Raw genomic sequence first — 23,891 nt, forward strand, 5'->3', positions numbered from 1 at the left:
CGCTAGGCCGCTCATCTTTCTCCCTTGCCCTAAACAGCTGCTTTCAGCCGCCTAGCTACTGGAAAATCCCCAGAGCCGTCTGCATTATTACATTTAGCTCTGGCGTTGTGCCACAGCCGTCTGCATCGTTACATTTAACTGTGGCGTTGCGCCACAGTCGTCTGCATCAATACATTTAGCTGGGGATATTTGTCTAAGGCCCTATCTTTTTTTTCTGGACTGACCCTACTACAAATTAGCTAGGCTCGCTTAAAATCGAAATATTGGATACGGTTGTATTTTCTACCTAAGGTTCTGCAGCCTAAAGGCCGCAGCCAATTTGGTTGGGCCATCATTTTTCTTGCCGCAGGAGCTTAAAAGCCCCTGCTTCCTTGGAGATGGGCGAAGGTATTCGGTTCTGCAGGGCTATATATCCATCCTACAGGGCCGAAGGGCCGCAGGCCTAGCGATGCGGCGGGGTGGCGCGTAGCGCCAGACCAAGGAGCCGAAGGCGACGCAGGGCCGAGCGAAGAGCGAGCCCCAAAGCGTAGCGCCGCAAGGCGAAGCCGCAGCGGAGGCCCCAAAAGAAAAAAGCCAAGTCCTCTAGAAAGAGAACTTGGCTTTAAAAGTTAGAGTGGAAAATCGCTTAGAACTGCTCTAGTCCAGCAAAGTGGAAATCGCCTTCGATTTGGGCGTTTTCGTCAGAGTCAGAACCGTGGATAGCGTTTTCTCCGATGCTAGTAGCGTACTTAGCGCGGATAGTACCTTCTGCGGCCTCTGCAGGGTTGGTGCTACCGATAAGGGTGCGGAAGTCGGCTACGGCATTGTCTTTTTCCAAAATGGCGGCCACGATAGGACCAGAAGTCATGAACTCAACGAGTTCGCCAAAGAAGGGGCGTTCCTTGTGTACAGCATAAAAACGCTCAGCAGCAGCAGTGCTCAATTGAGTCATTTTTAGGGCCACAATACGGAAACCGGCTTCGTTGATTTGGGCCAAGATGGCGCCAGTGTGCCCAGCTTTTACAGCATCGGGCTTGATCATGGTCAGAGTTTTATTAGCTGCCATTAGTTTGTTTTTTATTATTGTAGTAAAAGGTATTCTGCTTATTGGGCGCAATAATATAAAAAGCCCTTGGCATATCCAAATACTGCCTTTAATTTCCTGATTGTGGGCGGAAATAACGGAGCAAAAGGCCCAAGAGGAGGAGAATTAGGGCTGAAAGCAGCAGGTAGAGTTTCCAGTTGCCCGATCGGCTGAGTTTGATGGGGCGGTCGTCGCCTAGCTCAATAAAAGAGGCCCAAAAGAAGGGGTGGCTACTGATATCTCCAGCGGCATTGAGGTAGTTGAGTTTGGCTTGGCGGAGGGCTTCGGACTTGCTTTTGCCTGCGCTCAGGCCCTCATAAAAATCTTGCATGAGGATCGCCGTCGCTTGGTCGTTGATGGGCCAAAGGGTCATGACTAGGGCGGGCACTCCGGCATACATAAAACCACGGCCTAGGCTAACCACGCCTTCGCCCCGTTCATATTTGCCAAAGCCTGTTTCGCAGGCAGAAAGGACCACCAAGTTGGCTTTAATCTTTAGCAAGTTGAGTTCGTAAGCGTGCAAGAGGTCGTCTTCTATGGTATCGTGGCTGTGGCTAAAGACCAGGTTAGAGTATTCGGGGCGTTCTTCATCTACCCAGCCGTGCATAGCCAAGTGAATCAGGGCATATTCCTCTTTGCTAATTTGTTTTTTAAATTCGGTTTCATTGGCTTGTTGGCCATATAAAAAGAGTCCTTTAAAGGCTTTGCTCAATTGCTGCACCTCTGCTTTGGCGCCAGGCAAATCATCTACTGAGCTGCGGATATGATGTTGGCGGCTATTGGCTTCGGAGGCATGGGCGGCGGCATCATAAGCATAGGAGGGGGCCATGCCCAGCACTCTGCCCGAGTTAATTTTTGGACTTTGATAGAGGAGCAAAGCCGCTGAATAATGATAATGAACATTATATCTTTTGAGCAAATAGGGCAGGGTCTTAAAGCTGGCCAAATTGAGTTCTTTGGGCTTTGGGGCTTCAGAGAGCAAGACCTCAAAGGGAATGTAATTGAGCAGTCCATCAGGGACCACCAATATTTTTTCTATGCCTTCTGCTTTTAGGGCGGGAGCTACAAACTGTTGGTAGAGGTCCCAGCCTTCGGCAATTAGCAATTGTTTGAGGGCCAGGGTTTTTTGGTCATCTTGAAGCCAGGCGCTATTGGTTAGGGCCAGGCGGAAATTGCGCATTTTGCGGTTAAAATCTTCTCCTTTGGGCAGATAGAAGAGTTCTCCGTTATCTTGGCTGATGGCTAGTAAGTAAAAGCCATCTTTAGCGGAGAAATATTCTAGAAAGCGTTCGCCATTTTCTAATTTTTCTTGTAGTCGTTGGAGGCTAGGGGTTTTATCTTCATACTTCAGGCGGTAATAGTCGTAATAATTGGCTTCTAGGGTATCTTGTAGGCGTTGACTTTCTCTTTTGAGGGCCAAGAGTTCCTTATCAAGGGCATCCATTTGGGGGGCATTATTGGCGAGTTGGGCCTCAAAATACTGTTTGCGTTTTTTGGCTAGTTCACGGCTTAGTCGTCTTTCCTCTTTGAGGAGTTTTTTGGGTAGGCCACCAAAAGCGCGGGCATTTTCTGTTTGTAGGGCTTCGAGCAGCAAGAGCGCTTTACTGCGTTCGACCAATTGGAAGGCCTCTAGGAGGTAATCCGTTTTGGGGTTATTTTGATAGCGTTTGTAGACAATCGCTAGGGCTTGTTCGTAGATAGGAATTAGGCGTTGGAGTAAAAAGAGGCGAGAGCCTTCTGATTTAAAGCTATTTCGGAGTTCGTAGGCTAGGCCAGCGGCTTTTAGGGCAAGGCGGTAGGCTATTTCTTCTTGGCCAGCTTGGTCGTAGAGGTTAATTTGGACCTCCATCACTTCTAGTAATAGTTCTCGGTCAGAAACGGTGGAAAGTTCTTCTGTGGCGGCGAGGCCGGCCTTCATTTGCAGGGCTTCTGTGGCCTGTTCTAGGGCGTTTAGGGCTTGGGCTACTTCTTTTTGGGGTTGTTGGGCAAAAAGGAGGGCGCGTTCTAGGTGGATGCGGGCCAAATCTGGGTGTTTGCCAGATTCATAAGTCCTTTGGCCTTCTTCTAGAGCTTTGTTGAGGGCTTTTTGGGCTTTTTCCCAATTTTGTTCTAGGCGAAAAAAGCGGCCATAGAGCAAAAAGGTAGATTCTGTTTTGAATCGCAGGCGTTTTTGCCAGTTTTCGGTTTGGGCCAAAAGGGCCAGCGCTTCCTCCTTCTTTCCAATTTCCCAGGCGACATCGGCCCAGCCCAAGTTCAGTTGGATACGGGCTTGGATAGCGGCATTGGCTGCTTGTTCCTTAGGCGACATACGGTTGAGGGCATCTTCGGCCTTTTTGAAGTTGTTGTAGGCGCGGCTATAGGCGGCTTTTTTGCGGGTTAGTTCGGCTAGGTTGGTGTAGGTGTTGGCAATGCGGAAAAGGTCGCCCAATTGGCTAGAGAGGTTAAGGGCATTGCGGCAATAGTCTTCGGCTTTGTCTACATCGCCAAGTTCGATATAGAGGAGGCCGATATTATTGTAGTAAGAGGCTACCTCAATAGAATCTTGTCGAGATTGCATGGCTTCCTTGACAATTTCTAGGGTAGTTTTGGTTCGATCTAGGGCCGATTCATAATCTCCCGTTCTATAATAGAGTGCGCCGTAGAGTTGTAGGATTTTGCGCAGGGAGGGCAGTTCGTTATTGAGTTGTTCTTGGGTAACGGTAAAGGCATCGTCGAGATAGCGTTCCATTAGGTTATAGTCCTGCATATAGAGGCTCGTTTCGGCTAGGGCTCTAGAGGCTTGGGCATAATCCTGCCAAGACTTGGAGAACTTGTAGGTGAAGCGGGATTGGAGGAAATAGAGTTTGGCGGTATCTAGGGCACCTTGGCCCATATAGAAGCGGCCAAAAAGGTAGGCGATATGGCCTTGCCAGGGGTCATTTTCGGGTAGTTGGCTCAGGGCGATTTTTTGGGCTTCTCTCAGTTCGGCTTTCATGGCGCCTAGTTGGCCGGCTCTTCGGTGCATAATGGCCTTATTGTAGGCGATGCGGGTCCAGTTTTCCCAGCAGCCAGCTTGGGCCAATAGTTTTTTGGCCTTATCCATTTGGTCGAAGGCTTGGCCAGCTTGGCCTTGGCCCATAGCTTTTTTGGCGAGTTCGAAGGCGGCAAAGGCGTTGCTGCTATCTATATTAGGGCAGCTTTGTGCTTGTAGGAGGGGAGCGGATAAAAAACAAAAAAGTCCTAGAAGGACTCCGTATATAATAGTAGGCTTCAAATCTGAAGGTTGTTTTGCAATGCTTATAAATGAGCCGAAAAATAGGGCTAATTTAAGAGAAAAACCAAAGGGCTGCTTTTTTTTCGACTAAGGGGCAGAAAACTACATTGGCAGATTGGGTTTGGGGATGGGGCCAGGGGCTATTTGGCCTAGCGATGTGTAGGGGTGGCCGTAGGCCAGACCGACTATTGAGCGCAGCGAAATAGGAAGGGCCGAGCAGGCTTGCGAGCCCCGAAACGTAGCGCCGCAAGGCGAAGCCGCAGCGGAGGCCCCAAAAATAGAAATGGAAAAGAAAAAGCGAAAAATTAGTTGAATTCTACTAAATTAGCCGAAGGCCTTTCGGGGCATCTTTTTTTATATAAAATATACTAGTCATCGAGAATTTGAGTTTGCAGGCGGGGCGTTTACTATTGGCCGAGCCCTTTATGTCTGATCATCATTTTAAGCGGGCCGTGATTTTGTTGTGCGACCATGAAAAAGAGGGCAGCGTGGGTTTTGTGTTGAACAAACCTATGGGGCTTGATATCAAGGATTTGGTCAATGATTTTCCAGATTTTTCTGCGGAGGTACATTTTGGTGGGCCAGTGCAAACCGATAGCATTCATTATGTGCATACCAAGGGGGAATTATTGGAAGGGGCGATGAAAATTGAGGAAGGATTGTATTGGGGAGGGAATTATGAGCAGCTCAAGGTTTTGATTCGCCAAGGTTTGTTGCAGCAAAACGACATTACTTTTTTTGTGGGCTATAGTGGTTGGGGCGAGGGTCAGTTGCAAGAAGAAATTGATTTGCAGACTTGGATTTTGGCCGAAAATGACCGCAACTTTATTTTTCAGGCTCAAGATGAGCTATTATGGAAAAAAATATTGGAAAATTTGGGCGATCGCTATAGTGTGATGGCGCAAATGCCGATCCCTATTTGGAACTAAAGCTTTTACTAAACCAATCAATATGACAAATGACAAGAGCTCACTGAAAAGCCTTCGGATGCTGGAAGTGAGTTTTCAGACCTTTTTGCAGCCTTGGGAATTGAGTAAATTTAGGGGAGCAATGGCCCATAAAGTGGGTTTGGAAAACGATTGGTTTCACAACCACAATAATGAGGAAAAACGCTATCATTATCGCTATCCGCTTATTCAATACAAACTCCACAAAAAGCGCCCCTTGTTGCTTTGCATTGATCGGGGAGTAGAAGAGGCGCATCATTTCTTTACCCAATCGGATTGGAGCTTGAAGATAGGGGACAAGCAGCACGATATGCGTATTCATCATTTGCATTTGCAGGAGTATAATCTGCAGTATTGGGAGCAGCCAAGGCGGTATCGCCTACACAATTGGCTAGCTTTGAACAGCGAAAACTACAGAGCAATGAAGGCTTGTCGAGGACTTCGAGAGCGCTTAGAACTGCTTGAGCGGATTTTGCGCAATCACATGCTCAATTTCTATGGGGCAATGGGGGTACAGCTGGAAGAAAAGCTAGAGGTTTACATTACAGATCCTCTAGATCTTAAGCGGGTTTCTTATAAAGGAATAAAAAAAGAAGCTTATACCCTTGATTTTGAGGCTAATGTCTTTTTGCCTAATTTTATAGGCCTAGGGCAGGGGAGCAGCGTTGGTTTTGGGGTGGTTAAGCCTTATCGTTAAGCAAAAAAGGACGGTTCATTAAGAACCGTCCTTTTTTTTGTGGGCTCCCCTAAATTGGATAGACTTCCGTATCTTTGGGCATCCATTTAGCACCTACCTACGCTTAACTATGAATAAGATATTTTACTTCTACCTTCTTTTTTTCTTGCCCACTATTTTGAGCGCTCAAGACAGCAGCGCTTTGGCTATTTATCCTTTTGCAGGTCGTTATGTACAACTGGATGAATTGCGGCCTTATGAATCGGAAAATATCGCTGCTCAAAGCTTTAAGAGCTTGAGCAAATATAGCAGTCGTTTTGATGGGCTATCCATTGATAAAATTGCCTTCAAGGGCCAACTCTTTGAGCTAATTGATCGACAAGGCGTTTTAATGACTGATTTAAGCTCTAAGGCGGCTAAGCCCCTGCTCAATCGAGACGAAAAGGCCCTCAGTGGGGGCCAAAACTTTCTGATCTTGGCCACAGATGGAGCAGTTTGCGTTAAACATCTCAAAGGAGCCGAGGGCTATAAGGTCTATAAATACAATGCAGCGGGAGAGGAGGTTTTTGGTCTGCAAATTCCGCATTCCGATTCTGTTAGCTATGCGCAATTGCGTTATTCTCGGCCCTATCTCAACTATTTTAGCCATAGCAGTAAGCAACTGGTCTTCAATTCTTATTTGGAAAGCAAACAAAAATCTGTGGTCTTAGACCTAGAAAAAGGACAGCTTAGTGAATACGACTTTAGTTTTGATGGGTTAATTTGGGATGAGGCCACAGATAGCGAAATCCGAGGCTTTTTACAGATTCTACCTGATAATCAACAACTTCAAATTCTCTATAAACAGCAGTCTTTTGCACTTCCCATAGATCAGCTCCAGCGCTATGAAGAAATTAAGACTTTGTTAATAGACAACACCCTTTATGCGATCGTATTTAACGAAAGAGCCCCAGGCGCTTTGCTTTTGGCCATCTCTTTGACCGAAGAAAAACTGCTTTGGCGACAACTTTTGCAACCTAAAAGCCTAACCCCCAAAGTAGGACAAGCCTTCTACAACTATTTTTGGCTCTCAGCCTATAAAGACAAATTGCTGATTGAACAACTTAGCCCCAAGCAAAAAAGGCTGAGTATCCACAAAATGGAAGATGGCCAGCGTTTAGAACAATTTATTCATTAACGATAGAGATAATCCCTATGAAGTATTCTTTTTTGTTTTTAGCCCTTTTGCTAGCTCTCATGAGCTGTACGATTGAAGGCGAAGGCGATATTGTAAATAGTCAGCTCCCCGTTGAAGGTCCACTCTCTGGAGTAGAACTTCAAGCTGCCTATGATGTCGATATCGAATACGGTCCACAACTACAAGTGATCGCAGAAGGACATTCCAATATTATTGAGCGCATTTTTTGGACCGTCAATAGTGAGGGAATTTTAGAATTGGATTTAGACCGAGGCAATTATGGCGACTATGAACTAAAGGTAACGGTCTATACCCCCCAAGGATTTTATTTCGAAAATTCTGGCTCTGGTACGATGCAACTCTTTACTGATGGCAGCACCAACTTTGATAGCCTAGTACTCAAAACTTCTGGCTCTGGCCCGCTCAATTGTATGAATAGCATAACTGTACAAGATGCTCTTTTCCTAGAAATTGCAGGCTCTGGGGACCTTTCTTTTGAAGGCTCGGCTAGCCGGGCAGTCGGCCAAATTTCTGGCTCTGGAAATATGACAGTAACGAACCTGCAAACTAACCAATGGGATGCCTATTCTACGGGCGCTGGCAATTTTACGATCAGCGGCTATAGTCCCAGCGAATCGGTTTCCTTTGACGGCTCAAGCAACTACTATGGCTTCAATTTTCTTAGCCAAAACGGCAGCTACCGCCACGCAGGATCTGGCCAAATCGAATGCCAAGCCTCTAGCTTACTCGATGCCAATTTATCGGGCTCCGGAAACCTCTACTATAAAGGAAATCCAGCCCAAACCGTAACCATTACAGGCACTGGCCAACTCATAGATGCGAATTAGAACCTGCTTGTTTTGGGGGCCTCCGCAGCTGCGCTGCGGCGCTACGTTGCAGGGCTCGCAAGCCTGCTCGGCCCTTCGGCGGCAAAGCCGCCTCGGTCTGGCCTTCGGCCACCCTTCCACATCGCTAGGCCAAACAAAAGCCCTTCGGGCAAAAAAAAAGCGCCATCAGCTTTATGCTGACGGCGCTTTGCATTTAACCGCCGCTAGAATACACGGCTTAAACTCGCCTTGATAATCTCTGCAGCCTCAGCCAAAATTTCTGGCGTATGCGCTGCCGAAATAAAACCTACCTCATAACCAGAAGGACCTAAATAAACCCCATGATCCAATAAATCAGCATGCAAGGCCTTGAAGTGCTCCATGCTGGCCGCATCAATTTGGTCCGCTCTGCGAATAGTACTGCGATCAAAGGCCATCCAGAAAATAGAACCAATGGTCGAAATATGTACGGGATAGCCCTGCTCATCACAGAAGTCCTGAATGTTTTTCACAAAAGCCTGCGTTTTGGCTTCCATCTCTTCATAAAATCCAGGGGCCAACAATTGCTTGGCCGAAGCATAACCCGCTGCCATAGCCACAGGGTTACCCGACAAAGTTCCTGCCTGATAAACAGGACCATCAGGGGCTACATGTCCCATGATTTCTGCCGAAGCACCATAAGCGCCCACAGGCATTCCTCCACCAATGATTTTACCATAAGTAATGATATCAGGCTGAATGCCATAGTAGCCAGCTGCGCCCTCAAAACCAACCCGAAAGCCCGAAATTACCTCGTCAAAAATAAGAAGACAGTCATAAGCTTTGGTCAAACGACGCAATTCTTCCAAAAAGCTTTTTTGCTGAAGCAAAAGGCCATTATTGGCCGGCACAGGCTCAATGATTACGGCTGCTACCTCTTCGCCATATTCTCTTAGGCATTCTTCCAATAAGTCAGGACGATCTAAGGGAAGGACCAAGGTTTCTTTGGCAAAAGAATCGGGAATTCCCGCACTAGTGCTTTCTCCAAAAGTAACCAAACCAGAACCTGCCTTAACCAAGAGCGAGTCTACATGTCCATGATAACAACCCTCAAATTTGATGATTTTATTTTTGCCCGTGACCCCTCTAGCCAAACGAATAGCCGACATTACGGCCTCTGTTCCAGAGCTGACAAAACGGATCTTATCAACAAAGCGATTGTTCTCCAAAAGGAGCTGCCCCAATTTGTTTTCCCAACGGGTGGGCGTGCCAAAAGAGGTGCCCTTGGCTACCGCAGCATAGATGTTCTCGCGAATTTCATCATTGTTGTGGCCCAAAATAAGCGGTCCCCAAGAGCCACAGAAGTCGATAAACTCATTATCATCTTCATCCCATACTTTGGCGCCCTTTCCTTCTTTAATGAAAAGAGGAACTCCTTTTACTGATTTAAAGGCGCGTACGGGAGAGCTTACTCCACCTGGAAAATAGCCTTTGGCCTCTGCGTATAGTGCTGCTGACTTAGTTGATTTCATGTTTAGTTTCTGTTTAATTTTCTAATTCTTCTACTCTTTGCTTTTCGTAAAGCTCGTAATAGTAGCCTTCTTTTTTAGCAATTAGTTCTTCATGAGTGCCCATCTCTACGGCTTTTCCTTCTTCCAAAACCAAGATTTTATCAAAGGCCAGAGAAGCATACAAGCGGTGGGTAATGATGATGGTCGTTTTATTGGCACAAACCGTTTTGAGATATTGCGTAATTTCCGCTTCTGTTTTGGTGTCCACCGCAGAAAGACAATCATCTAATAAAAGCAAATTGGGGTCTTTTATGAGGGCGCGAGCCAAGGATACCCGCTGTTTTTGTCCCCCCGAAAGGGTAACGCCTCTTTCTCCAACTCTGGTGGCAAAACCTTGGTCCAAACTCATGATATCTTCATAAACGGCGGCATAGCGGGCCGCCTGCTCAATTTCTTCTTGGCTCTTGTTGGGCGTGCCAAACGCAATATTATTGCTAATGGTATCAGAAAAGAGGAAGACATCCTGAGGCACATAGGCAATTTGTTGCCGCAATTGGTCCAAAGGATAGGCCCGAATACTCTGGCCATCCATAAGAATTTGGCCCTCTTCTATATCATACATCCGCAAGAGCAGATCGGCAATCGTGCTTTTGCCTGAGCCTGTGCGCCCAATAATGGCCATGCGCTCTCCAGCTTTTAGACTGAAATTGAGGTCTTTTAGGGCCTGAATGCCTGTGTCGGGATAGCGGAAGCTTACATTCTTGAACTCAATAATGCCTTTTAAGGGAGCAACCTCCTTTGTTTGGGCCTCATCTTTTACTGCCGTTTCCGTTTTCAAAAACTCATTGATTCGCTTTTGAGAAGCGGCCGCTCGCTGAACAATAGAAGCCACCCAACCAATTGAAGTGACGGGCCAAGTGAGCATATTGATATAAATGATAAACTCAGCAATATTTCCCGCAGAGATTTTTCCATCAATGACGAGCATTCCCCCCACTAAAACACTAATAATGGTGCTGGCCCCAATCAAAATAATCATCAGTGGTCGAAACATGGCTTCTACACGGACCAAGCTGAGGGATTTCTCTTTGTAATCCTCAATCTCTTCATCAAAAAAATCGGCCATGGCAGCTTCGCGCCCATAAGATTTTACTACCCGAATGCCAGAGTAGACCTCTTGGGCCAAACTGTTGATGGTCGAGAGCTGCCCCTGAATGGCCTCACTCTTCTTATTGATAATGCTGGTCACATAATAAATAGAGAAAGACAAAATAGGCAGAGGGATCAAGGAATAGAGCGTGAGCTCTACACTAACCGAAAGCATGGCCCCAATCACCATGATCATCAAAAAGACGAGATTGACCCCATACATGACGGCTGGCCCCAAATACATGCGGACCTTACTCACGTCTTCTGTTACCCTTGCCATGAGGTCGCCTGTGTTGTTTTTGCGATAAAAGGCCAAATGCAAGCGCTCATAGTGCTGGAAAATCTCTTGCCGTAAATCGCGCTCAATCAAGCGAGACATGACAATTAAGGTTTGGCGCATGAAGTACATAAACAGGCCCATCAAAAAGGCAAACAGCAAGGTTAGCCCACCAAAAAAGAGCAAGATCTTGCCCAATTGGCTAAAGAAGTTGGCCTGCAAAGCACTACCATCCAATAAGCGATAAAAATAGACATTGTCAATGACCAAATCTAAGGCATAACGGATGACCTGAGGCTGCAAAACCCGAAAGTAGTTGGAGGCCAAAACAAACAAAACCCCTAGCAAAAATCGCCAGCGGTATTTGTAAAAGTATTTGTTTAAATAAGCTAATTCGCGCATAGATGACTTTTATTTTTGGCTCTCTGAGCAGCGGCCAAGATAGACCATAAAGCAGAGATGCAAAAGCTTTTTTATTTTCTTGACCTTTTCTTGACGATTGCAGTAAATGGCCTAGCGATGTGAAAGGGTGGCCGCAGGCCAGACCGAAGGCGAAACGAAGTGGAGCCTGAAGGGCCGAGCAGACCTGCGAGCCCTGAAACGTAGCGCCCGCCGCAGGCGGGAGGCCCCCAAAAAACAACCTACAACAACCCCAGTTCTACGCCCTCTTGGAGGAACTTCTCTAGGCCCTTTCGTTTGGGCTCGTCTAAGATGTAGTCAATGTTTTTATAGTAATACTCTTCTAGACTAAATTGTTTTTGCGGGGGGAGTAGGGCCAGTAATTGCTGCCGTTGATTAAGTCCTTCGGCCAGAGCGGCATTGAATTTTTGGACAAAGCTGGGGGGGAGGCTCTTATTGGCCACCCAGGCCGCAAAAACAAAGGGAAGACCGCTGTATTGCATCCAAACTTCGGCTAAATCATAGACATAAGCAAAGTCTTTTTCTAGGCCCATGCAGCGGTCGCCAATGACGACCCCAGCCGTTTTGCCGCCTAGTTTTTGGATGTAACCACTGCTCGCTTGGGCAATTTGGGGACTAAGTTTCCAGTGCTTTTTGAGGAGAATCTGGGCCAGGGCCACCGAGCTTCTCGATTGATAATCCAGATAAAGCATTTCTATTTCTTCTATGGGGCATTGGCTGTAAATACAGACCGTTTTGACGGGGGAGGAGGCCCCAATGCAATAGTCGGCTACCAATTCATAATGGGCCAATTGGGGCAAAATAGCCACGGGCACCAAGCCCAAGTCTGCCTGATCGTTTAGTAGCTTTTGGGCGCAATCAGCTGGAATGTCTAGACTGAGCGCTACTTCTTGGTCTATATTGTGGCGAAATAGGCCGTATAAAAAGGGTTTGGAGTTGAGATAAGAAACAATAGAAAGACGGATTTTATTCTTCATAGCGGTACAGCTCAATCGAGCAGATTTCTAAACCTGAGGTGCTCTATTTCATTTTGGGCTTTCAGGCGATAATGCTGCCCCTCCTGCTCAAAAATAGAAAGGCCAGTATTATGGTGTTTGTATTGCCGCAAGGCCTTGAGCTCTTGGCCCTGAAGCAGAGCCGACAAAAAGGAGAGGGTGGCCCCATGCGTACAAATTAAAATTTTCTGTTGGGGGAGTTGCTCTATTTTGTGTAGGGCTAGGCGCAGACGACCCGCCATATCGAGGGCCGACTCTCCCTGCGGAATCTTGGCGCTATACTCCCCACGGCCCCAAGCATTCATTAGGGCTTTATAGTTTTGGTGCATTTCGGGCGTAGAGGCCTGCCCCTCAAAAATGCCCCAAGAGACCTCATCTAATTCGGGCCAATGCCAAATATCTTGCTCTAATTGCAGCCCAAAGGGCGCTATGCTTTCTTGACTTCGCTTGAGCGAAGAGGCCAGTAGTAACTCAAAGCCCTCGGCCTGATAATGCTCAAAAAAAGCATCTCTTTGGGCCAAACCATGCGCATCTAAAGAAGAGTTGACGCCACGACCCTGCACCCGATGCTCCAAATTGTATCGGGTGCGGCCATGTCGGTAGATATATAGCGTTTTTTGGGCCATTTATGCTTTGGTCTTATCAATGACGGGCAGCCCAACAAAGCCTTTTTTAACCTTTTTGGGCTGCTGACTGAAATCAAAATCTTGATAATCTTGGACCACATTATATAGGGTACCTCGCTCAATTGGATGGCGGCCCACGGCCTTAATCAATTGCACCAATTCTTCGGTGCTTAGAGCGGGGTTCTGTTCTTCAGAACCCGCCATACTATAAATTTTAGTGGTGTCGTCAATGGTCCCATCAATATCATCTACCCCAAAAGCTAACGAAAGCTGCGCAGTAGTGCGCCCAATCATAGGCCAATAGGCTTTGATATGCTCAAAGTTGTCCATATAAATACGGGCAATGGCATAATTGCGCAAATCCTCCACAGCAGAAGATTCGGGCAAATGCGAAAGCTCATTGTTCTGGTTGCGGAACTTGAGTGGAATAAAGGTCTGAAACCCTCCCGTTTTATCCTGCAACTGGCGCAATTGCTCCATATGATCTACCCGATGCTTATATTCTTCAATATGCCCATAAAGCATGGTGGCATTAGAATGCATGCCCAGCTCATGCCAAATCTCATGAATGCGAAGCCATTGATCTCCCGTACATTTGTCTTTGGCAATCTGCTCCCGAATTTCGGGATGGAAAATCTCGGCTCCTCCGCCAGGCATAGACTGCAAGCCCGCCTCTTTCATCAAGCGCATCCCCTCTTCATAAGAGACCTTGGCCTTTTTGAAAATGTAGTGATATTCTACTGGGGTTAGGGCTTTTACATGCAAATCGGGACGATGTGCACGGATCTGGCTAAACAACTGGCTGTAAAATCCCAAGTCGTACTGAGGCAAAACCCCACCCACAATATGTACCTCGGTCACAGGCTCCTCATCATACTTTTTGATGATCTCCATCATCTCTTCTAAGGTCAGTTCCCAACCATCTTCCCGCTTCTTAATTCGGCGAGAATAAGAGCAGAAGGTACAGGTATACAAACACACATTGGTGGGCTCCAAATGAAAGTTTCGGTTGAAGTAGGTCTTATCTCCATGCTTCTTTTCCCGAATAAAGTTGGCCAATACCCCCAAGTAACCCAAGGGCGCATGCTCATATAAATAAATTCCCTGCTCTACACTCAAGCGTTCTTCGGCTTTTACGGCTTGGGCAATCTGACGTAGTCCTGCATCTAGTGCGCTATCATTCAATAAAGTATCAATGGCTGTAGACATATCTCTAGTTTTCGTTTCGTGGCTAATGCGCCGCAAATTTAGCATTTTTTAGTGGCTTGCCTAACTAACAGTTTTTAAAACTTTCAGTTTGAATTGAAAGCTATTTATTTTTTGGGGCCTCCGCTGCGGCCTGCGGCCTTGCGGCGCTACGCTTCAGGGCTCGCAGGTCTGCTCGGCCCTGCAGGCATCACTTCGTTCTGGCCTTGGTCTGCGGCTTCGCCGCCCCCTTTCGCATCGCTAGGCCGATCCTGTAGGTTAAAACCTACAGCAAGAATGATATTGCTTCGCAATGTTTTTATGGAATGCGGGTTAAAACCCGCATGGATTTAAATCTTTTGGCCTTTTATCTACTCCTCCTTAGTCAACCGATCCTCTTCTAGTTATAGGCTGAAGGTTTTAACCTTCGGCCTATTTTATTGGGTTTAGTATGGCCTCTCTTCTTGCTGTGGGTTTCAACCCACAGGCCGATATGATATAAATTTCCCCCCTAGGGCCTTGGCCTTAGGTTATTAAATCTATCATCTCCTCCTTCGAGGGGCTTTTCTTTTAAAAGCCGCAGGACCTGAAAACCGAATGCCTTCGCCCATCTCCAATGAAGCAGGGGCATTTAAGCTCCTGCGGCGAGCAAGATGATGGCCCCAAAAGCGAACAAGGACTTTAGTCCGTCAGTTCGCTCAGTCAATAACCCTGGGCTTCAGCCCAGGGCGGGTAAGCATAGCAATTGTTTTTACCCCTGATTTTTTTGTGTGGAGTTGTTCTTCGGCCATGGGCTTAAGCCCATGGTTGCGGGTCTATGCAAACTGGCGGGCTAAAGCCCTTGTTTGCTATAAATGATATGGGCCGATGGTTTTAACCATCGGCTCATTTTTATTGTGCTTAGTATGGCCGCTTTTGTTGCTGTAGGTTTCAACCTACAGGTATATATATATCGATCCTACAGGCCCCCTTATACCTTACAATATATTCCATTTGGAGGAAGCTATTCTGCAATCTGTGAAACGGGGCAAGCTATTCTGCGTCTAGAGGCGGCGAAGCCGCCGGCTGAGGGGCTGTAGCAGGGCCGCCGCAGGCGGCAGACCAAAGCGCTGAAAGCGCTGCAGGGCCGAGCGAATAGCGAGCTGCGGAATGGCCCGACCCAAGGCCGTAGGCCGCAGGGGCAGCCCCCAAAAAAAAGCAGAAAAGCCAAAGCCTTTCTGCTATTCTGTAATCTTTATAGGAAGGGGAGAAGTTTAGACAAACTTACCGGCTTCCATTTCGTTTTCTTGTCCCTTGAAGGCGGCACGGGGTTGTAGGCCAAGCAATTGGAACATCTGACGGTCCTGGTCCATATCGGGATTAGGAGTTGTGAGTAGTTTTTCGCCAGCAAAGATAGAGCTAGCGCCAGCCATAAAGCAGAAGGCCTGCTCTTCGATGCTCATTTCTTCGCGGCCTGCAGATAGGCGGACCTGAGAAAGGGGCATAATAATGCGGGCAGTAGCGATCATGCGGAGCATTTCCCAAAGGGTGATGCGTTTTTGGTTCTCTAGGGGGGTGCCGGGCACACGAACGAGAGCGTTAACGGGTACCGATTCGGGATGTTTAGACATATTGGCCAGGGTGTGTAGCATAGCTACGCGGTCTTGGTCGGTTTCGCCAAGGCCAATAATTCCGCCAGAGCAAACAGAGATTCCTGTATTGCGGACATTTTCGATGGTGTCGAGCCGATCTTGATAGTCCCGAGTGGTGATAATATTCTCGTAATTTTCCTCAGAGGTATCGAGGTTGTGGTTGTAGGCGTAGAGGCCAGCATCTTTGAGGCGTTGGGCTTGTTCTTCGCTAAGCATACCGAGGGTACAGCAAACCTCCATACCTAGGCTATTTACGCCTTGGACCATTTGCAAAACGCGATCAAATTGCTTGTTATTTTTGACATGTCGCCAGGCGGCGCCCATACAAAAGCGGGTAGCGCCATTTGATTTGGCAATGCTTGCTTTGGTGAGTACCTCATCTACTTCAAGTAGAGATTGATGGTCCACATCGGTGTTGTAGCGGGCGGCTTGTGGGCAATAGGCGCAATCTTCGGGGCAGCCTCCAGTTTTAATAGAGAGCAAAGTACAAACCTGTACTTCTCTGGCCTCGTGATATTTTCGATGGACCGTAGCGGCCTCATAGACCAAGTCTAGAATGGGGCGGTTGTAAATTTCCTCAATCTCGGCACGGGTCCAATCGTTACGTACTTCCATAATCAGTTACATTTGGTCAGTAGATAAAAAAAAGCAGCGGAAGCGTCCACTGCTTGTCTGGGCAAAGCTAAGCAATAATTTCAGAACTTGGTCTAAAAACTTAACGTTTTAGATCTAGGCGAAAAGAGCTAGCGCTTTGGCTGTCGTTATAGTCTAATTCTAGTTGGTTGGGGTCTTCTGAGATTTTTCCACGGACTTTAGCCCATACCAATTCGTCTCCGTCGGCATCTTCTCCTAGTTCTTGGGCCTCGAAGGCAAAGGGAGAAGACATTTTGCCAGAGAGTTCATTTTCTAGGTTTTTGCCTTTATGTCGAACGAAGCCCTTAACCTCTTGATTGTCGAGCATTTCTATGAAAAAGACATAGTCATTGTAGCGGCCTTTAAAGCCGGGGCGGTCGGGAAATTCTTCGCCTTCTAGATTGTTGTTCGTTTCGGGCGCTTTTTCCGTTTCGCTTAGTTTACCTTCTTCTAGGGCTGCATTTTCTGGTGTTTTGGGCGCCTCTTGTGTATTGCAGGCAATTGTGAGGCTCATTAGCCAGAGAAGGACAAAAAACAGGTTTCGGACTTTCATAAGATATAGAGTTTAGTGGTGTAGGGGTATTTTTTTAGCTAAAGGCTAACCCTCTAGAGCGGCTTTGACTAGCGCAATTACTTTTTCGCGATCATCATCATTGCCCACATAATCGAGTTCATCGGCGCTAATGGTCAGTAGTTTACCTGCAGAGTACTCAGCGATCCAGTTTTCGTAGCGATCATTGAGCGATTGTAGGTAGTTAAGGCTCATGTTAGACTCATAGCTGCGACCTCTTTTCTGGATATGTTTGACCAAAGTGGGCACACTAGACTTGAGATAAATCATAAGATCGGGCGGGGTGATTTGAGACTCCATCAAGAGGAAGAGATCAAAGTAGTTTTTAAAATCTCTCACGGACATGAGGTCCATTTCGTGTAAGTTGGCCGCAAAAATATGGGCATCCTCATACAAAGAGCGATCCTGAATGACGACATCGTCGCCCGCTTTAATTTTCAATACCTGTCTATAACGGCTATTGAGGAAGTAGACCTGTAGGTTGAAGGACCAACGGCCCATATCATTGTAAAAATCTTCTAGATAAGGATTGTCATCGGTAGACTCATAGTTGACGGTCCAGCCAAATTCTTCTCCTAACAAACGACAAAGTGAGGTTTTTCCAGCCCCGATGTTTCCGGCCACTACAATATGCTTGTAAGGCAGTTGCTCTTTAGACATAAGGTATTTTGATTTACAGATGAACGCATTGACGGAATGCGTTCGATAAGCGTTAATTTGCGGCTAAAATAATTTTTTTATCCCTAAAAAACCATTCTAATTTGTACTTTTAGCGAGCTCTTTTTTTGAGGCTCTGCCTTATATTATTGACTATCAGTTGCTTCCCTATGACAAATTTCAATAAAAGCATTATTAATATTAAGGACATCAGTAAGGTCTACCAGATGGGGGGCCAAGAGGTCCGAGCCCTACAATCGATCAGTTTAGACATCTACCAAAATGATTATGTCTCTTTAATGGGCCCCTCGGGTTCGGGCAAATCGACCCTGATGAATATGTTGGGCTGTTTGGATACCCCCAGCGGCGGCCAATATTTGCTCAATGGCCAAGATGTAAGTGGCATGACGGAAGATGAGCTGGCCGATATTCGCAACCGAGAAATTGGCTTTGTCTTCCAGACCTTTAATTTGATTCCCCGCCTTTCTTCTCTAGAAAATGTGGCCTTGCCCCTAATTTATGCGGGTATGAGCAAGCGTAAACGGCTTGAGCGAGCGGCTGAAGTTTTGACGGCGGTGGGTTTGGGCAGCCGTATGGACCACAAGCCCAATGAGCTTTCGGGCGGGCAGCGGCAGCGGGTGGCGGTGGCTCGTGCTTTGGTCAATAAACCCTCGCTCATTTTGGCCGATGAACCTACGGGAAACCTTGATAGCCGGACTTCTGTAGAAATTATGGCTCTTTTTGAGGAGCTACATGCACAGGGCAATACCATCATTGTCGTTACGCATGAGCCCGATATTGCTGAGCATACCCATCGCATTATCCGCCTAAAAGATGGCCTAGTCGAAAAGGATGAATACAATGCAAAGCCCCGCTCGGCTAAAGAGCGCTTAGAAGAAATGAAGGCTATTCAGGAAGAGTAGAAGGATTTGGGGCCCGCGGCCAGCTTTGCTGGCCGCCGCTATGCTGCGGGGCTCGCTATTCGCTCGGCCCTGCGGCCTGACGGCCTCGGTCTGCGGCTGCGCCGCACCCACTCCGCAGCGCTGGGCCGCTCATCGGGGCGGGTTTTGCTTTGGGCATTCTTCTTTGGCGGTTAAATCAAAGAGGGGGTCCACTTACAGGCAGAGATAGCAGGCGGCGAAGCCGCCGCAGGCAATAGCCAGATTAAAACGCACTCACTTTTATAGTTTGCAGCAATTTCCCGCTAGTCGGCCCTATTTTTCTCGGCCATAGCGAAGGCTATGCCCTTAAAAAATAGCTGGCCTAGCAGAAAATTCATAGCAAACCATGGCCAAAGCAGCGCGATTAAATCTGGCTGAGGGGCTGTAGCAGGGCGGCGAAGCCGCAGACCCAGCGGGCGCAGCCCGCGCAGGGCCGAGCGAAGAGCGAGCTGCGCAATGGCCCGACCCGCCCGCAGGGCGGGGCAGCCCAAAAAAAATAATAAGCAAGAATTAAGAATTGTAGGGAATGCTTATATTTAGCGTGGACTAAATTGATAGATATGCAAACGAAGATAAGATTAAAAAAAAGCTGGCTTTATGTGGATGTGCAAACGGGCTTAGTTGTTCAAAGAATGGATGAGGGGACCTATATGGAGGCTCAGGATTCTTTTGATTGTTTTGAGGAGTGTTTTAAGTTGAAAGGAAGGGAGCCCATTTATTTCCTTTCGGATATGAGAGGAGTGAAAGGAATGAGCAAAGAGGCGCGAAAAGTAACGGCAGCGGATGCTAAAGAGGCTAAGTTTTATGCGGTAGCGGCATTAATTAATAGTGGAATTTCTAAGATTTTGGGCAATTTTGTGATTCGGCTTAATAAGCATGAGCATCCTGTTCGAATGTTTACGAAAGAAGAAGAGGCTATTGCTTGGTTGAAAAAGCAGCGGTTAGAAAACGGGCATGCTTAAGGAAGCTAGATAAAATAAAAAAGCCAAGGATGGGAGTCCTTGGCTTTATGGTTTTGTATACGCTTACTTTTTATGTCCTAAAACCCATAAACAATGCAGATGTGATTGTAGGGCTTTAAAAAAGCTGGGATGTTCATAGTAGGGGAGGCCAAATTCTGCGGCAGTTTGTTGTACAATAGGGGCTAGTTTGGGGTAGTGTACATGAGAGATGTGGGGAAAAAGGTGATGTTCAATTTGGTAATTGAGACCTCCGATGCACCAAGATATCCAGGCTTTTCCTCTAGAGAAGTTGGCCGTTGTTTGCAGTTGGTGGGCCATCCAGCTAGTAGATAGGCGGCCTTTTTCATCGGCTTGGGGATAATCTGGTCCTTCTACCACATGGGCTAGCTGAAAAATGCTAGAGAGCAGGAAGCCAGCTACTAAGTGCATAAGGATAAAGCCCAAAATAACAGCTAGGGCTGGGATGCCCAAGATAAAAATGGGCAAAACGAATTGGACAAAAAGGTAGGCGAGCTTAAAGCCGATTAGTTTGGCCCAGACCGAGAAAGGTTTTTTGCCTAAGAGTAAATTCTTTTTGGTGTAGCGGTAGAGGGATTGATAATCGCCCCAGATAATCCAGCTAAGTGTAAGTAAACTGTAGAGTGGTAGGGCATAAATGTGTTGATAGCGGTGAACTGCTCGCCAAGGTTCTTCGGGTTCTAGGCGTAAAATGGCTTTGTGGCTAATATCTTCATCCCAGCCAGAAATATTGGTATAGCTGTGGTGCAAGACATTGTGTTGGACTTGCCAGTTGAAAGAAGAACCACCTACCAACTCCATACTGTGGGCAAAGAGGCGGTTTACCCAAGATTTAGAGGAGAAAGAAGAATGTACGGCATCGTGCATAACGCTAACGCCAATGCCAACCATTCCTAAACCCATCAAGAAGTAGAGGGTTAAAATGATGGCATAATGGCTAGGTTGAAAAATAAGGAGGGTTAATAAGGGCAAGACATAAAGGGCCAACATCAGCACCGCTTTTACATACAATTGTCGATTACCAGAGGGAGAGCGTTCCTGTTCTGCAAAGTAATCTTGTACACGGGCCTTGAGTTGGCGTACAAATTCGAGCTGTTGGCTCTTGTCAAATTTTAATGCTTTCATGATTTCAATTAAAGTTGTTTCTGCACCAAAGATGTAGCAAATTAAGCTCCCCCTATAAATTGAATAACCTTTTAGTTTTCTTTAACAATTTGGTGAGGACTAGGGCTAAAAATGGGGTTGGGGGATTTGATGAAAGCTTAGGGGGGAGTATTTCTTAGTTAGAATGTCTTTGTTGGGCCATTCAGCAGGAAGTAGTTTTTTGTAGGCGTAAACGTATAAAATAAGCTAATGAAGAAGATAATCCTGAGTTGTATTTTTATTTGCAGTCTTACAGGTTGCAAAAATAACCGTGTAGATAGGGAGTCTAGTGAGCTGACAATAAGTTCGATAGCCCCTTATTGTTGGTGTTTTATGTTGAAGGAAACTACTATTCCCACTAGAATTGTAGGAGATAGTCTTGAAGAGCTGGAGCCAGCTATGTGTTTAACCTATTTAGGTATTAGACCAGATCAGATTTTAAGTGATAGTTTGAATGCGAAAGCAATTATAAGTGAGGACAAAAGCTTGAAAAAGTTTAGTGAAGAGCTGTTAGAAAATAGCGATAGGGTAGAGGAGCGAAAAGCTATAGATTCTAGGTTAGTATTACTCATCAATTATTCTGAAGCTGTTAGGCCAGATACGTTTGTATATTTCAATAATGAGTATTATTGGTTAAATGGGGCATTATATAAGAGTAGTCGTCAAAATATAGATAGTATTCTTTATGAAATTGGGGCTAATTCTTTTTGCTATTGTAAAGCTGGTGATTATTGAGTCGGATCGTTTTTTTGTTGGCAGAGATTAAAATCAATTTTTTTGTAGAAAGAGATACACCAATATTTTTATTTTATACATCATTAGGGGCGAACTTCTGGTTTTGAATCATCAAAGGTGCTTTAAAATTGGAATTTTTAGCAGTAGTAGAATAGTGTATTTTTTATATTCATTTGTGACTTGGTATAATCGCTTTAGGTGTGAAAAGTTTTTTATTTCCTGACTAGCCGTGGATTTTTATTTAAGTAATGACTACTTTTGCGGTCATAAATCAACAAAAAAATATAGTAAGATGGCGGCAGCACAAAAGCCTTTGTTTAGTTCAAAAGGAGTGTTTATAGTACTTCTTTTATTTTTCTCTGTTTCTATTTTGAAGGCGCAGCATCCAGATAGTTTAGCTCAGGCAGCGCTTGATACTATTCGTTGGGATAGTTTGCAGAGAGTGCAGGCTTTTGAGCAGATGCGTTGTGTGAATATAGAAGCGTACTTGACAGCTTGTAATTTTCAGCCAGGAGGTGCAGGTCAGCATGCATCCTGCACCTTAGATTCTTTACATGGTTTAGCTTTGAACGCTGCTCAGGCTCATGGGAATTTAAAATTGCAGATTCATTTGTTGAGTAGTGAACTAGTAGAAGAGGTGGAAATTGTAATGGGGCGTACTGCAAGGGGTAGAGGAATTTATAACCAGACGTTAGTTTTAGCGGAGGGAACGCTTGATGCAAGAAGTCGTTTATTGAGAAAAAAAGCGAATGTTTGGGAGTTTCAATTAGATCAGATTGTTAAGCCATCTCCTTTATATATAAGACTGCGGTTGAAGTCAGCATCTGGAGAATACTCTAGTGTGTATAGTTACGACTTAATAGATTAGTTATAGTGCCTATATTGGATGAGGCAAGACCCAAAATAAAGAAATAGCAGAAAGTAATAAGATGAGAAATAAGTTAGGGATTTTAGCCATGTTGCTTTTTATGGGGCAGGGATTATTGGCACAAATGGGGGTGGTAGCACATTTAAGGATGAATGGGGATGGATCTGATGTGCAAGCGAATCATTCCGCTACAGTAAATGGGGCGATTCCAACAACCGATCGTTATGGACGAGATAGTAGTGCTTATTATTTTGATGGTCTGGATGACTACTTAGAAATGAGTAATTTGGATGCCTTGAAATTTGCTGAATATACTTATTCTGTTTGGGTGAGGGCAGATGCTATTCCCAATGGAAGTTATTATCCAATATTATCTATTGGAGGGGCTAATGGAGATCAAGGGATGAATGTAGCTAATAATTACTATGGGGCTTCTGGTTTTACTGGTTATGGTTGGACAAATTGTTCTAGTCCACCAGCTGCTTATGGAGCATCATCATCAACTATTGATACGAGCTGGCATCATATCATCTACACTAGAAAAGAAGGGGAAGCTAGACTGTATGTGAATGGGGTTTCAACTGCTACTACAGCAGTACCTTTGAACTGTCCGCCTTACTATGCGCTAACTACACAAAAAGCAGTGGTAGGAAAACGTTTTAACAATACTAAATACTTTAAAGGAAAATTAGATGAGTTAAAAATATTTAACTATGCATTAAGTCCTGAAGAGGCTTTGACGGTATATGAAAATAGCTCTACGATTGGTCCTTGTTATTTAGATTTAGGAACAGATGGAGCGACTACTTATTCTGGAGATGTATTGGTCTCTAATGTTTCAGTGAAAACAACGGCTAGTTTTTTAGAGCTTATTATTCCCACAGATTTGTGTGCGGTACCATATGAACCGAGCACAGATTTAGGAGATGTGGGACTTCTAGGGCTTTCTGTGAATCTTAACAGTTTTGGTACAGACGAAGAAAGTTATATTGGGTTAGGGTTTAAGCAACAGGAAAAAGATTATTACTTTGAATTGGGGCGAAATTCTGTACATATATATAAAAATCAAGAGCTTTTATATACTGCGAACAATAAGACGCAATTGGGAGATCGGATTGAGTTGGGGCTTGACAAGGAAGAAATTCGCTTTTATAAAAATGGTTTAGAGATAGGAGAACCCCAAGTACTTACTTCAACAGATGAAGGTTTTTTCTATGCAGGGTTAACGGGGAGTGCTGTTGCTATAGATCAAATACGAATACGCAGAATTTGTGAAGACCCAGAGTCAGATACAGCAACTGTAGGGGGTGGAACATATAACTGTGTGGATTTTGAGGTAGGGGTACCTTATTATGAGCTTAAGGAAGAGTTAGATGGTGGTTATGTTTCAGTTATAGATGATAGCTTAAGAATTCGCTTTGATCAAGATTATGAGTTGTTAGCTGGAGAACAATTGAGCTATAAAATTTATGCATGGGATCGTCAGGTAGCTCATACTGGGACTATAGATTTAATAAGAGGAACTAACTGGTTAACGCTTCCTTTAACAGCAGCTTCTTTAGCACCTAATAAGTATTATATCTTAGAAGTAGAGGGGAATCAGGGAATTGATTATTTCTTAAGGTTTAGAATTGAGTAGACATGTGG

The 23,891-nt window shown here is 45.6% G+C and carries 20 protein-coding genes; 9 read left to right on the forward strand and 11 right to left on the reverse strand.

The genetic code is table 11. The annotated features are described in order from the left end of the window. Positions 1-625: 625 nt before the first annotated feature. The gene (locus tag PPO43_RS14295; protein ID WP_272618949.1) at positions 626-1,045 is read right to left on the reverse strand and encodes a nucleoside-diphosphate kinase; all 420 of its coding nucleotides are present in this window, start codon (positions 1,043-1,045) and stop codon (positions 626-628) included. An 88-nt stretch (positions 1,046-1,133) separates the two neighbouring features. After that, a complete protein-coding gene (locus PPO43_RS14300) occupies positions 1,134-4,316 on the reverse strand; it encodes a CHAT domain-containing protein (protein ID WP_272618951.1) in 3,183 nt (1,060 codons plus the stop codon). Positions 4,317-4,741: 425 nt separating this feature from the next. Here PPO43_RS14300 and PPO43_RS14305 point away from each other — a divergent pair, with 425 nt between their 5' ends. The 4 genes from PPO43_RS14305 to PPO43_RS14320 all read left to right on the forward strand — a co-directional run bounded on the left by PPO43_RS14305 (position 4,742) and on the right by PPO43_RS14320 (position 7,964). Further along, positions 4,742-5,245 carry a YqgE/AlgH family protein gene (locus tag PPO43_RS14305; RefSeq protein ID WP_272618953.1) on the forward strand — a complete coding sequence of 168 codons (504 nt, stop codon included), beginning with the start codon at positions 4,742-4,744 and terminating at the stop codon, positions 5,243-5,245. Positions 5,246-5,267: 22 nt separating this feature from the next. Further along, complete coding sequence (locus PPO43_RS14310; protein ID WP_272618955.1) at positions 5,268-5,960, forward strand: CRISPR-associated endonuclease Cas6; 693 nt, start codon at positions 5,268-5,270, stop codon at positions 5,958-5,960. Between the two features lie 109 nt (positions 5,961-6,069). Then, a complete protein-coding gene (locus PPO43_RS14315; RefSeq protein ID WP_272618957.1) occupies positions 6,070-7,116 on the forward strand; it encodes a hypothetical protein in 1,047 nt (348 codons plus the stop codon). A gap of 17 nt (positions 7,117-7,133) precedes the next feature. Continuing rightward, positions 7,134-7,964, forward strand: a complete 831-nt coding sequence (locus PPO43_RS14320; protein ID WP_272618959.1) for a GIN domain-containing protein — start codon at positions 7,134-7,136, stop codon at positions 7,962-7,964. Between the two features lie 203 nt (positions 7,965-8,167). Here the strand turns inward: PPO43_RS14320 and hemL are convergent, their stop codons facing one another. The 8 genes from hemL to PPO43_RS14365 form a co-directional block, all read right to left on the reverse strand. Continuing rightward, positions 8,168-9,454 carry a glutamate-1-semialdehyde 2,1-aminomutase gene (gene hemL / locus PPO43_RS14330; protein WP_272618963.1) on the reverse strand — a complete coding sequence of 429 codons (1,287 nt, stop codon included), beginning with the start codon at positions 9,452-9,454 and terminating at the stop codon, positions 8,168-8,170. Between the two features lie 13 nt (positions 9,455-9,467). Beyond that, positions 9,468-11,261 carry an ABC transporter ATP-binding protein gene (locus PPO43_RS14335; RefSeq protein WP_272618965.1) on the reverse strand — a complete coding sequence of 598 codons (1,794 nt, stop codon included), beginning with the start codon at positions 11,259-11,261 and terminating at the stop codon, positions 9,468-9,470. Between the two features lie 239 nt (positions 11,262-11,500). Next, positions 11,501-12,256 carry a menaquinone biosynthetic enzyme MqnA/MqnD family protein gene (locus tag PPO43_RS14340; RefSeq protein ID WP_272618967.1) on the reverse strand — a complete coding sequence of 252 codons (756 nt, stop codon included), beginning with the start codon at positions 12,254-12,256 and terminating at the stop codon, positions 11,501-11,503. Positions 12,257-12,267: 11 nt separating this feature from the next. Beyond that, positions 12,268-12,900 carry a histidine phosphatase family protein gene (locus PPO43_RS14345; RefSeq protein ID WP_272618969.1) on the reverse strand — a complete coding sequence of 211 codons (633 nt, stop codon included), beginning with the start codon at positions 12,898-12,900 and terminating at the stop codon, positions 12,268-12,270. Continuing rightward, a complete protein-coding gene (gene mqnE / locus PPO43_RS14350; RefSeq protein ID WP_272618971.1) occupies positions 12,901-14,109 on the reverse strand; it encodes an aminofutalosine synthase MqnE in 1,209 nt (402 codons plus the stop codon). It lies immediately after the preceding gene. Positions 14,110-15,338: 1,229 nt separating this feature from the next. Beyond that, positions 15,339-16,331 (reverse strand): biotin synthase BioB, encoded by a 993-nt coding sequence (gene bioB / locus PPO43_RS14355; protein WP_272618973.1) that lies wholly within the window; start codon positions 16,329-16,331, stop codon positions 15,339-15,341. A 100-nt stretch (positions 16,332-16,431) separates the two neighbouring features. Further along, positions 16,432-16,902 (reverse strand): hypothetical protein, encoded by a 471-nt coding sequence (locus PPO43_RS14360; protein WP_272618975.1) that lies wholly within the window; start codon positions 16,900-16,902, stop codon positions 16,432-16,434. Between the two features lie 45 nt (positions 16,903-16,947). Continuing rightward, positions 16,948-17,580 carry a deoxynucleoside kinase gene (locus tag PPO43_RS14365; RefSeq protein WP_272618977.1) on the reverse strand — a complete coding sequence of 211 codons (633 nt, stop codon included), beginning with the start codon at positions 17,578-17,580 and terminating at the stop codon, positions 16,948-16,950. 167 nt (positions 17,581-17,747) lie between these two features. Between PPO43_RS14365 and PPO43_RS14370 the strand changes: the two genes are divergently transcribed. Next, positions 17,748-18,500, forward strand: a complete 753-nt coding sequence (locus tag PPO43_RS14370) for an ABC transporter ATP-binding protein (protein ID WP_272619006.1) — start codon at positions 17,748-17,750, stop codon at positions 18,498-18,500. A gap of 578 nt (positions 18,501-19,078) precedes the next feature. After that, complete coding sequence (locus PPO43_RS14375) at positions 19,079-19,480, forward strand: DUF7793 family protein (protein ID WP_272619008.1); 402 nt, start codon at positions 19,079-19,081, stop codon at positions 19,478-19,480. A 63-nt stretch (positions 19,481-19,543) separates the two neighbouring features. Here the strand turns inward: PPO43_RS14375 and PPO43_RS14380 are convergent, their stop codons facing one another. Beyond that, entirely contained in the window at positions 19,544-20,623 is a 1,080-nt protein-coding gene (locus PPO43_RS14380; RefSeq protein ID WP_272619010.1) for a fatty acid desaturase family protein, read from the reverse strand. A 228-nt stretch (positions 20,624-20,851) separates the two neighbouring features. Here PPO43_RS14380 and PPO43_RS14385 point away from each other — a divergent pair, with 228 nt between their 5' ends. The 3 genes from PPO43_RS14385 to PPO43_RS14395 all read left to right on the forward strand — a co-directional run bounded on the left by PPO43_RS14385 (position 20,852) and on the right by PPO43_RS14395 (position 23,883). Further along, positions 20,852-21,376, forward strand: coding sequence for a hypothetical protein (locus PPO43_RS14385; protein ID WP_272619011.1), 525 nt, complete (start codon positions 20,852-20,854; stop codon positions 21,374-21,376). 292 nt (positions 21,377-21,668) lie between these two features. After that, entirely contained in the window at positions 21,669-22,244 is a 576-nt protein-coding gene (locus PPO43_RS14390) for a hypothetical protein (RefSeq protein WP_272619012.1), read from the forward strand. Positions 22,245-22,305: 61 nt separating this feature from the next. After that, positions 22,306-23,883 (forward strand): LamG-like jellyroll fold domain-containing protein, encoded by a 1,578-nt coding sequence (locus PPO43_RS14395; protein WP_272619013.1) that lies wholly within the window; start codon positions 22,306-22,308, stop codon positions 23,881-23,883. Positions 23,884-23,891 lie beyond the last annotated feature (8 nt).

The sequence above is a fragment of the Saprospira sp. CCB-QB6 genome, assembly GCF_028464065.1.
Taxonomy (GTDB): Bacteria; Bacteroidota; Bacteroidia; order Chitinophagales; family Saprospiraceae; genus Saprospira.